This is a genomic window from Ralstonia sp. PBBBR1, assembly GCF_002256165.1.
Lineage (GTDB): Bacteria > Pseudomonadota > Gammaproteobacteria > Burkholderiales > Burkholderiaceae > Ralstonia > Ralstonia thomasii.
This window is the reverse complement of record NZ_NKIL01000005.1, coordinates 133,868-144,956: the sequence shown is the minus strand read 5'-3', so window position 1 is coordinate 144,956 and position 11,089 is coordinate 133,868. Positions and strand designations below refer to the sequence as shown.

9 protein-coding genes are annotated in these 11,089 nt (G+C 66.3%); 3 read left to right on the top strand and 6 right to left on the bottom strand.

The annotated features are described in order from the left end of the window. Nucleotides 1–45: 45 nt before the first annotated feature. From CFE42_RS09355 to CFE42_RS09345, 3 genes are read left to right on the top strand one after another with little or no spacing between them, the layout of a single operon-like run. Nucleotides 46–549, top strand: coding sequence for a DUF6622 family protein (locus CFE42_RS09355; protein WP_004627439.1), 504 nt, complete (start codon nt 46–48; stop codon nt 547–549). A 58-nt stretch (nt 550–607) separates the two neighbouring features. Next, nucleotides 608–1,420 carry a TOBE domain-containing protein gene (locus CFE42_RS09350; protein ID WP_004627437.1) on the top strand — a complete coding sequence of 271 codons (813 nt, stop codon included), beginning with the start codon at nt 608–610 and terminating at the stop codon, nt 1,418–1,420. A gap of 7 nt (nt 1,421–1,427) precedes the next feature. Then, nucleotides 1,428–1,925 (top strand): NAD(P)H-dependent oxidoreductase, encoded by a 498-nt coding sequence (locus CFE42_RS09345; protein WP_004627435.1) that lies wholly within the window; start codon nt 1,428–1,430, stop codon nt 1,923–1,925. A gap of 2 nt (nt 1,926–1,927) precedes the next feature. On the opposite strand, the gene CFE42_RS09340 is transcribed toward CFE42_RS09345, so the two are convergent. The 6 genes from CFE42_RS09340 to CFE42_RS09315 form a co-directional block, all read right to left on the bottom strand. Next, entirely contained in the window at nt 1,928–2,671 is a 744-nt protein-coding gene (locus CFE42_RS09340) for an ATP-binding cassette domain-containing protein (protein ID WP_004627433.1), read from the bottom strand. Next, nucleotides 2,668–3,354, bottom strand: a complete 687-nt coding sequence (gene modB / locus CFE42_RS09335; RefSeq protein ID WP_004627431.1) for a molybdate ABC transporter permease subunit — start codon at nt 3,352–3,354, stop codon at nt 2,668–2,670. The genes CFE42_RS09340 and modB overlap by 4 nt, the downstream gene beginning before the upstream one ends. A gap of 253 nt (nt 3,355–3,607) precedes the next feature. Continuing rightward, entirely contained in the window at nt 3,608–5,176 is a 1,569-nt protein-coding gene (locus CFE42_RS09330; protein ID WP_274521281.1) for an efflux transporter outer membrane subunit, read from the bottom strand. 25 nt (nt 5,177–5,201) lie between these two features. Then, complete coding sequence (locus CFE42_RS09325; protein WP_251471187.1) at nt 5,202–8,408, bottom strand: efflux RND transporter permease subunit; 3,207 nt, start codon at nt 8,406–8,408, stop codon at nt 5,202–5,204. A 29-nt stretch (nt 8,409–8,437) separates the two neighbouring features. Further along, complete coding sequence (locus tag CFE42_RS09320; RefSeq protein WP_004627421.1) at nt 8,438–9,760, bottom strand: efflux RND transporter periplasmic adaptor subunit; 1,323 nt, start codon at nt 9,758–9,760, stop codon at nt 8,438–8,440. A 115-nt stretch (nt 9,761–9,875) separates the two neighbouring features. After that, nucleotides 9,876–10,967 carry an alpha/beta hydrolase gene (locus CFE42_RS09315; RefSeq protein ID WP_004627420.1) on the bottom strand — a complete coding sequence of 364 codons (1,092 nt, stop codon included), beginning with the start codon at nt 10,965–10,967 and terminating at the stop codon, nt 9,876–9,878. Between the last annotated feature and the right edge of the window lie 122 nt (nt 10,968–11,089).

The window sequence follows — 11,089 nt, the reverse complement described above, 5'->3', positions numbered from 1 at the left end:
GGGGGCCGGCACCTACGCTGGCGTCATTCCAACAGGGAGACCGCCATGCTCGAATCGATCGCCTCCATCGTCTCGCATACGCCCGCCTGGGTGTTCGTCGTGTTTGCCGTGCTGATTGCCATTGGGGTGCGTCAGATGCAGCCCCGCATCGTGTCGCGCCGCCGCCTGATCGTGCTGCCGCTCGTGGTGGCCGCGTATTCGCTTTACGGCGTGTCGATGGCAAGCCATGGCAGCCCGCTTGCGCTCACGATGTGGCTGGTCGCGGTTGTCGTGGCGTTCCTGGTGACGTATATGTCGCCGCCCAACGGCGCCGTCTCTGAAACGGCCCGCACTGTGCGTGTGCCGGGCAGCTGGGTGCCGATGGTCGTGATCGTGGGCCTGTTCGCCGCCCGCTATGCCTACAACGTGATGCTGGCGATTCGCCCGGAAGTCTCGCACTCCGGCAGCTTCACGGCGCTGTTCAGTGCGCTGTTCGGCTTCCTGGGCGGGCTGCTGCTCTCGCGCTCGGTGCTGCTGCATGTGCGTACGCCGCGCCTGGCGGCGGCTTGAACCAGCAAATCGGCGTTAACATCCGGCATGTTGCAATCTCCATTCAAGACGGGACGACATGCTGGAACTCGATGGCACCATCTGGCTGCGCGCCGGTGAAGACAACTGGGGCGGGCGTGGCCGGATCGAACTGTTGGCTGCCATCGGGCAGACCGGCTCCATCACGGCAGGCGCCAAAGCCGTGGGCCTTTCCTACAAGGCCGCCTGGGACGCCATCGACACCATGAACAACCTGGCCGGCGAGCCGTTGGTGGTGCGCACCACGGGCGGCAAGGGTGGTGGCGGCAGTGTGCTGACGCCGCGTGCGCAACGGCTGATCGAGAGCTTTCGCGTGCTGGAAGCCGAGCACCGCCGCTTTGTCGAGCGCCTGGATGCGGCCGCGCAAGCCGCTAGCGAAGACGTCAACCTGCTGCGCCGCCTGATGTTGCGCACGAGCGCGCGCAATACGCTGTTCGGCACGGTCGAATCGGTCGCGCCGGGCGCCGTCAACGATGTGGTGACGCTGCGCCTGCCCGGCGGGCAGGCTGTCGCTGCCACCATCACCCAGGAGAGCACGCGCGTGCTGGGGCTGGCGCCGGGTGTGCAGGCCGTCGCGCTCATCAAGGCGCCTGCCGTGATGCTGATGCGCGGCGCCGGCGAGTGGCGCGTCTCGGCAGAAAACCAATTGCCGTGCGTGGTCACGGAAATCCGCGATGGTGCGGTGCAGGCCGAAGTGCGGCTGCGCCTGCTGGATGTAAGCGACCCGTCGGCGGCGGAAACCGTGCTGGTGGCCATGCTCTCGCGCACGGCGGTTCAAACGCTGGCGCTGGCTGAAGGCGTGGAAGCCGTGGCCGTGTTCGAGGCGTCGAGCGTGATCCTGGGATTGGCCTGACGCCCTCATGACGCCGAAAACCCTGCTGATCGTCTACCACTCGATGACGGGCGGCACGCGCCAGATGGCCGAGGCCGCGCAGGCCGGCGCGGCAGAAGAGGGCGGCGTGACTGTGCGCTTGCTGCACGCCGCGCAGGCGGGTCCCGACGATGTGCTCGCCGCAGACGGCTATCTCTTCGCGACACCCGAAAACCTCGCCGCCATCAGCGGCCAGCTCAAGGATTTCTTCGATCGCTGCTATTACCCTGCGCTCGACCGCATCAACGGTCGTCCATACGCGTGCCTGATCTGCGCGGGCAGCGATGGCCAGAATGCGGTGCGTCAGATTGAACGCATTGCCACCGGCTGGCGGCTCAAGCCCGTGGCCGAGCCGATCATCGTCTGCACGCATGCGCAGACGCCCGAGGCCATCCTGGCGCCAAAGCAGATTGGCGCAGAGGCTCTGGAGCGCTGCCGTGCCCTCGGGCAGGCCTTGGCAACGGGGCTCGCGTTGGGCGTGTTCTGACGCTAGCGGTTCACCACCGCCGTCAGATGCGGATACGGCGAGAGTGGCGGCGCATCGGGCGCCCGCACGGCATCGGCTACGACGCGGCCATCGCGCAGCTCGAATACGTGGTCCCCGAAGATCTCCACATCGGCCGGGTCGTGCGTAATCATCAGCATCGGCACCTGCAGCCGCGCTTGCAGGGCAGACAGTTCGGAGCGCATGCGCGTGCGCAACGCCGGGTCCAGCGCGGCAAAGGGCTCGTCGAGCAGCAGCATGGACGGCTCGGCGATGAGCGCGCGGGCCAGTGCCACACGCTGGCGCTGGCCGCCGGAAATCTGTGACGGGTAATTGGCGGCAACGGCGCCCAACTCGAACGAGTCGATCCACTGTTGAACGCGCGGGTCACGTGCGCGGCGCGGCGGGTTGAACCACCCGCGCTTGAGCCCGAACGCGATGTTCTGCGCCACCGTCAGGTGGTTGAAGAGCGCGTAGTCCTGGAACAGATAGCCGACGCGGCGTTCCTGCGCGCTCAGGTTGATATTGTCGGCGTGGTCGAATAGCGTGCGGCCGTTCAGCACGATGCGGCCGCGTTGGGGTGTCATCAGGCCGGCAATGGCGCGCAGCGTAAGGCTCTTGCCGGCGCCAGACGGTCCGTACAGCACCACGCGCCGGCTGTCCGAGCGCACAGCAATATCGAGCGAGAACACGCGCGCCGCGCTCGTAAGCGTTTTTTGCACGACGAGATCGATCATGCCGCCGCTCATGCCAGCTGCTCCTGCAGGCTCGGTGCGCGCCCTTGCAGCAGGCGGCTGGCCACGACCAGCACCACGATGCAGGTGACCGAGGTGATCAGCACCAGCGTATTGGCCGTGGCGTCGTCGCCGGCCTGCACGGCTTCGTAGATGGCCACGGAGAGCGTCTGCGTGCGGCCGGGCAGGTTGCCGGCAATCATGAGGGTGGCACCAAATTCGCCCAGGGCACGGGCAAAGGCCAGCAGCACACCGGCGGCAATGCCGCGTGCAGCCAGCGGCAGCGTGACGCGAAAGAACACGGCGGCTTCGGGCAGGCCCAGCACACGCGCCGCGTTTTCCAGTTGATGATCGACGCCCTCAAAGGCGGCGCGTGCCGACTTCATGACCAGCGGAAACGCCACCACGGTGGAGGCGATCACCGCACCCTGCCAGGTAAAGACGAGCTGGATGCCCATGCTGTCGAGCCACCCGCCGATCGTGCCGCGCCGGCCCAGCAGCACCAGCAGGTAATAGCCGAGCACCGTCGGCGGCAGCACCAGGGGCAGCGTCAAGACCGAATCGATGACCTCGCGCAGGCGGCTGCGCGTGCGTGCGAGCGCGTAGGCCGCGCCCACGCCCAGCACGAGGTTGAGGACGGTCGCCCAGCCCGCCACCTTGAGTGAGAGCAGCAGAGGCGTCCAGATGGAAGCGGACATGCGGATACGTTGGGAAGGTGCCATCGGCCGGCCGGGTCATGCCCGCGAACGGCGCGGTGCGTTGGGTGCCGGCGACAGATTGGGTGAGTTATCCGAAATATAGGGTTGGATATAACGCCAGGTCAATCCTGGCATGTTACGCAGCACTGCGCGAAAGTCGCATGGCCGTAGGTCGCAGGCAGTCCACAGCAAAAAAAAAAACGCGGCCGAAGCCGCGCAGATCTCGCTTTCCAGAGAGAGAGGAGAGAAATTCTTACTGCTGCGCCACCGTTGCGGGCTGGGCCGCGGTGGCTGCGTTAGCCGGTGCAGCCGGCGGCAGATCCCCCCAGCCACCACCAAGCGCCTTGATGAGCCCCACCGTGGAGTTCACGCGGCTGCCGGCCAGTTGCACGCCGATGCGTTCGGCGGACAGCATGTTGCGCTCGGCATCGATCACGTCCAGGTAGTTGACCGACCCCGCGTTGTAGCGCGTGCGCGAGAGTTGCGCGGCGCGCGTGGACGCGCGCACGGCGTCGTCCTGTGCCTTGGCCTGATCGGCCAGCAGGCGCAGTTCCGAGAGGTTGTCTTCCACCTCGCGGAAGGCGACGAGCACGCTTTCGCGGTAGTTGGCGACGTTCTCTTCATACGCGGCACGCGCCTGCTTCACGCCGGCGCTGCGGGCGCCACCGTCGAAGATCGGCAGCGACAGCGCGGTGCCGACCAGCGGGCCGAGAATCCACGTGCGGCTGCCCCACTTGAGCAGGTCGCCGATGTCGTGCGACTCGTAGCCGAAGCCGCCCGTGAGCTGCAGTTGCGGGAAGAACGCCGCGCGCGCCACGCCAATGCGTGCGTTTGCAGCCGCCATAGAGCGTTCGGCAGCGGCCACGTCGGGGCGGCGTTCCAGCAGGGCGGAGGGCAGGCCCGCCGGTACGCGCACGTCGGCCGATTGCAGCGGGTCGGTGCCCATCGTGAAATCGGCCGGTGCCTTGCCCAGCAGCGTTGCCAGTGCGTGCTCGAGCACCGCGCGACGGCGCTGTACGCCGATGTGGTCGGAGCGTGCCGTGGCCAGTTCGGCATCAGCGCGGGCGACGTCCAGCTCGCCAATGTCGCCGGTGTTGAAGCGGCGCTGCACGAGCTTGAGCGCCTCTTCACGGCCGACCAGCGTGCGGGACAGCAAGGCTTCTTCCGCATCCAGCGTGCGCAGGCTGAAGTACGTCTGCGCCACGTCGGCCTGCAATGACAGGCGGGCGGCGCGGTACAGCGCTTCGACACGCTCGGCGTCGGCGCCGGCGGCATCGATGTTGTTGCGCACGCGGCCGAACAAGTCGACTTCATACGCCACGGTGGATTGCGCGCGCCAGTACGTCTGCGGTTGCACGGGCGCGCCGACCGGCAGGCCCGCCGATGCCGCCGAAGCCCGCTGGCGCGTCGGGCCGAAGCCCGCATCCAGTTCCGGGAACAGCGATGCACGGTTGGCCTGCACGAAGGCGCGCGCCTGGTTCACACGCGCGGCTGCGGCGGCCAGCGTGGGGCTGGCTTCAGCGGCCTGCGCTTCGAGCTTGTCGAGCGTCGGATCGTTGAAGATCTTCCACCACGCGCCGTCGGCGGGCAGGGCGGGCTCGGCGGTCTTCCACTTGCCTTGCTCGTTTGCCGCCAGCGGTGCATCGGTCGCTTGTGCTGGTTGCGCTGCTTCCTTGAAGGCGTTGGGTGTGCCAACGTCCGGCTTCTCGTAGGTCGGGGCGAGCGAGCAGGCCGCGAGGAACAGCGCGGCGGCCAGCGCCAGCGGAGTCCAGCGGCCCGCGCGCATGGCCGGACCTGTTTGTTGTTGTGTCGACGCGTTCATAGCGATGTCTTGATGAGTATTGACCTTAGTGCTGTGTCGACGGCACAGGCAGCGTGCCATCCAGGTCCAGATCACGATCGGGGGCGTCTTCCGAGCGCTGGCCGCGGCGTGCCGCCAGCGTGCGCAGCAGCACGTAGAACACGGGCGTGAGGAACAGGCCGAACAGCGTCACACCCAACATCCCCGCGAACACGGCCACGCCCATGGCATGACGCATTTCCGCACCGGCGCCGGTCGATACCACCAGGGGCACCACGCCCATGATGAAAGCGATCGACGTCATCAGGATCGGGCGCAGACGCAGGCGGCAGGCCTCGATGGCGGCTTCCACGATGGTGCGTCCTTGCAGCTCCAGCTCGCGCGCAAACTCCACGATCAGGATGGCGTTCTTACACGCCAGCCCCACCAGCACCACCAGACCGATCTGCGTGAAGATGTTGTTGTCTCCATGCGAGACCCACACGCCCAGCATGGCGGCAAACAGGCTCATCGGCACGATCAGGATCACGGCCAGCGGCAGCGTCAGGCTTTCGTACTGCGCGGCGAGCACCAGGAACACCAGCAGCACGCAGATCGGGAAGATCCACACGGCCGAGTTGCCGGCCAGGATCTGCTGATACGTCAGATCCGTCCACTCGAAGCGCACGCCCTTGGGCAGCGTTTCATGCGCGATGCGTTCCACGGCCGCCTGCGCCTGGCCCGACGAGAAGCCCGGGGCCGGGCCACCGTTGATATCGGCAGCGGTGTAGCCGTTGTAGCGCACGACCATGTCAGGCCCAAAGCCTTGCGACACGCGCAGCAGCGAAGACAGCGGCACCATCTCGCCCGCGGTGTTGCGCGTCTTCAATTGCAGGATGTCTTCTGCATGCGCGCGGAACGGCGCGTCTGCCTGCACCTTCACCTGATACGTGCGGCCGAAGCGGTTGAAGTCGTTCACGTACAGCGAGCCCAAATACACCTGCATGGTGTCGAACACATCCGTCACCGGCACGCCAAGCTGCTTGGCCTTCACGCGGTCCAGGTCGGCATTCAACTGCGGCACGTTGATCTGGTAACTCGAGAACGACGGGCCCAGCTCAGGCGTCTTGCGTGCCTTCGCCATGAAGGCTTGCGTGGCGGCAAAGAGCTGTTCGTAGCCGACCGAGCCGCGGTCTTCCAGTTGCAGCTTGAAGCCACCCACCGTGCCGAGGCCTTGCACCGGCGGCGGCGGGAACACAGCGATGAACGCGTCCTTGATCGCACCGTACTGCTGGTTCAGTTGCCCCGCGATGGCACCGCCCGACAGGTTGGGGGTCTTGCGCTCGTCAAACGGCTTGAGCGTGACGAACACGATGCCCGCGCTCGGGCTGTTGGTGAAGCCGTTGATCGACAGGCCCGGGAACGCCACGGCGCTTTCCACGCCGGGGTGCTTGAGGGCGATGTCCGACATGCGGCGGATGACGTCTTCCGTGCGGTCCAGCGAGGCACCGTCCGGCAACTGCGCGAAGCTCACCAGGTACTGCTTGTCCTGCATCGGCACGAAGCCGCCCGGCACCTTGTTGAACAGCAGCGCGGTCGCGCCGATCAGCGCCAGGTAGATGCCCAGCATCACGGCCTTGCGGCCGATCACGCGCGACGTGCTGCGGCCATACGATTCCGACGCCGCACCAAACACGCGGTTGAACGGACGGAAGATCCAGCCCAGGCCCTTGTCCATTGCACGCGCCAGCCAATCCTTCGGCGCGTCGTGGCTCTTGAGCAGCAGGGCGGCCAGCGCGGGCGACAGCGTGAGCGAGTTGAAGGCCGAGATGACGGTCGAGATCGAGATCGTCAGCGCGAACTGCTTGTAGAACTGACCGGTCAGGCCCGTCATGAAAGCCAGCGGCACGAACACGGCAATCAGCGTCAGGGCAATGGCGATGATCGGGCCGCTCACTTCGCGCATGGCCTTGTACGTGGCCTCGCGTGGCGATAACCCTTCGGCGATGTTCCGCTCGACGTTTTCCACCACCACGATGGCATCGTCCACCACGATCCCGATGGCCAGCACCAGCCCGAACAATGACAGCGCGTTGATCGAGAAGCCGAACATCAGCATCAGGCCAAACGTACCGATGATGGACACCGGCACCGCCAGCAACGGAATGATCGACGCACGCCACGTCTGCAGGAACAGGATCACCACCAGCACCACAAGCGCCACCGCTTCCAGCAGCGTGTGCGTGACGGCTTCGATGCTCGAGCGGACGAACTGCGTCGGGTCATAGACGATGCGGTAGTCGACGCCTTCGGGAAAGTCTTCCTTCAGCTCCGCCATTGTCTTGCGCACGTCATCCGAAATCTGCAGCGCGTTGGAACCCGGCGCCTGGAAGATCGGAATGGCCACCGCCTGCTTGTTGTCCAGCAGCGAACGCAGGCCGTATTCCGACGCAGCCAGTTCGATGCGGGCTACGTCACGCAGGGTCGTGACGGCGCCATCGGGCGAACTCTTCAGGATGATGTCGCCGAATTCCTGCTCGGTCTTCAAGCGGCCCTGGGCGTTGACGGACAGTTGCAGGTCCGTGCCCGGCACCGACGGCGAACCGCCGATCACACCGGCTGCCACCTGCACGTTCTGGTCGCGGATGGCCTTGACCACTTCGTTGGCCGTGAGGCCGCGTTCGGCCACCTTGTTCGGGTCGAGCCACACGCGCATCGAGTAGTCACCCGAGCCGAACAGCTGCACCTGGCCCACGCCGCTGATCCGTGCAAGGCGGTCCTTGACGTTCAGCACGGCGTAGTTGCGCAGGTACGTCATGTCGTAGCGGTCGTTGGGCGACAGCAAGTGCACCACCATCGTCAGGTCGGGGCTGCTCTTGATGGTCGTCACGCCCAGGCGCTGCACCACGTCGGGCAGACGCGGCAGCGCCTGCGACACGCGGTTCTGCACGAGCTGCTGTGCCTTGTCCGGGTCGGTGCCCAGCTTGAAGGTGACCGTCGTGGTCAGGTTGCCGTCGCTGTTGGCTTGCGACTGCATGTAGAGCATGTTCTCGACGCCGTTGATCTGTTCTTCGAGCGGCGAGGCGACGGTCTCGGCAATCACCTTCGGGTTGGCGCCCGGGAACTGCGCGCGCACCACCACCGAAGGCGGCACGACCTCGGGATACTCCGAGATCGGCAATCGCCAGATCGAGATGATCCCGATCAGCAGGATCAGCGTGGAAAGCACGCCCGCAAAGATCGGGCGGTCCACGAAAAATTTAGAGAAGTTCATGGCTGTGAGCGATGAGGTTCAGTCGCAAATCAAGCGCGGTCGGCCGGCAGGCGTTGCGCGGTAGCGGCGGTCTGGGCGTTGGCGGCCTTGGCTTCGGCCTTGGCTTCGGCCTTGGCAGCAGGTGCAGTCGTTGTGTCGGCTTTGGCTTCGGCCGGTGCTGCGGGCGCTTCGGGTTGTGCACCGGGCAGCACCACGCGCTTGGTGACCAGGCTATCCATGGTCACCGTGTTGGGTGCCACGGCGTCGCCGGGGCGCACGCGCTGGATGCCATTGACGACGATCCGTTCACCCGCCTTCAGGCCCGACTTCACCACGCGCAGGCCGTCAATGGAGGCGCCCAGCACCACCGGCCGATAGCTCGTCTTGTTGGCCGCATCCACCACTAGGACGAACTTCTTGTCCTGGTCCGTACCGATGGCCTTGTCGGTGATGAGGATGGCGTCGTGCGGTGCGCCGGTGCTCATGCGCACGCGGGCGTAGAGGCCCGGCGTGAGGCGGCCGTCGGCGTTGTCCAGCGTGGCCCGCACGCGGATCGTGCCCGAGCGCACATCGAGCCGGTTGTCGACGGACTGGATGGCGCCTTCGCGCGTGTAGCCGTCTTCATTGGCCAGCCCGATGTAGACCGGCGTCTTCGCGCCCTGGGCAGCCTTGGCGGAGTAGCGCAGGTAGCTTTGCTCGTCCGCATCGAACGCCACGTACATCGGCGAGACCGACACCAGCGTCGTCAATACCGGCGCAGCACCCCCCGCCGAGACGACGTTGCCGACGGTGATTTCTGCGCGCGACACGCGGCCCGCGACCGGCGCCACGATGTGCGTGTACTCCAGGTTCAGCCTGGCGGCTTCCAGCGCGGCGGCGGCGCCTTGCAGGTTGGCTTGGGCCTCGCGGGCGGCGTTCTCCTTCTCTTCGAACTCGCGGCGCGCGATGGCGTTGTCGGCCACCAGCTTCTGCGCGCGGTCCAGCTCCGACGTGGTGTAGGCCACGCGCGATTTGGCGGCGGTCAGTGCGGCTTGCGTGCGGGCCACTTCCGCCGCGTAGGGGCGCGGGTCGATGGTGAACAGCGCGTCGCCCTTCTTGACGATGCTGCCGTCCTTGAAGTGGACGGCGGTGACGGTGCCGCTCACCAGTGGGCGGACTTCTACGCGTTGAACGGCTTCGATTCGGCCGGAAAATTCATCCCATTCGGAAACGTTCTTGGCCAGCACCGGCGCCACATCCACCGGCGTGGCGGCGGGGGCGGCTGCCGGCTGTTGCGATGCGCCGGCGCTGGAGACCAGACCGTAGGTGCCCACAGCTGCAACGCCGAGCACGGCGGCAACCGAAATGGCGAGTGTGCGTTTGGACAGGCTCATGATGACTCTCTCGATTTTGTTGGGTAAGCAAAGAGAAAAAGACTGGGTAAAAGCGCTTTGGCCGCAGCGTAGAAATACGCGGGCGGCCTTGCACTCCGTTTCTTGTTGTCTGGGTTCAGCCAGGCGTCTCCCCGGTCGGGTCAATGGAAGTGCGGTCCTTCCGATCCGCACGTGGACGGCGTTTGCGTGGTGCCGCCGTCTGGCGCGTCATGCCAAGGTGCCAGCGCAGGAAGCACGTCATCTCGTCTTGCGCCACGGCGCTCATGGCGATCGAGTCATGGCAGGCCTCGTTCACGCGCACGACCTGCGTGACCACGCCAGCTTCAATAAGGCACGCGGCATAGCGCTCGGCTTCGGTGCGCAGCAGGTCTTGCGGCGCAGTGAGCAGCAGGGCGGGGGGCAGGCCCTGCAGGCGGCGCGATTCCACCGGCGCGGCGTAGGGATGCACGCGCTCGGTCGGGCGGGGTAGGTACTGGCGATAGCAATCGGCACAGACTTCAGCCGAGTTGTCTGCGTTGGCCAGGTGGTCGGGGATCACGCGTGCCATGGTCGGATCGAGCATCGGCGCGATCAGGACCTGCGCACGCAGGTTTGGGCCGCCGCGGTCGCGCGCAATCATCGTCAGCGCGGCCGACAGGTTGCCGCCGGCGTCGTGCCCGGCCACTGCGATGCGGCGGCGGTCGATACCCCATGCGTCGGCATGGTCGGCCATGCAGCACAGTGCGGCGTACACATCTTCCGGCGCGGCGGGGAAGGGCGCGGCGGGCGCCAGCGAATAGCCGACCGTGACCACCACGGCGGGCAATGTGGCGGCCAGGTGGCGTCCCGGCGCATCGGCATCATCAATGGAGCCGCGCACGAAACCGCCACCATGCAGGTACAGCACGCCAGGGCGGTGCAGCGGTGCGGCGGCATCGTCGGCGTGCATTCCTGGGCGGAACACACGCAGGCGGATACGGCCCGCGTAGCCCTGCGTCCAATAGTCTTCGGCCGTGACCTCGCGCGGCAACGGCGCCGCGCCGGCCGTTTCCTTGCACGCAGGAGCTTGCTCAGGCAGCGTCGATGCTGCGCCGCGCAATTTGTTATTCAGTGCAACATTTGTGGGAGCGGGCGTTGCGTACGGTTGTGCTGGGCGAACAGCGGCCGATGCCGCATCGCTGGGCAGGGAGCGATCCGAAACAACGAGGCGCGGTGGAGAAGAACCCATGATGTCAGGCGGGGCTTACCTTTGCGGATAACCCGGATATCGATGGGCTGAATGATGGTGATTAGACGAACGCGGATAAATGCCTATAATCAGACATCACTATTAGTTGCAGCCGAACAATC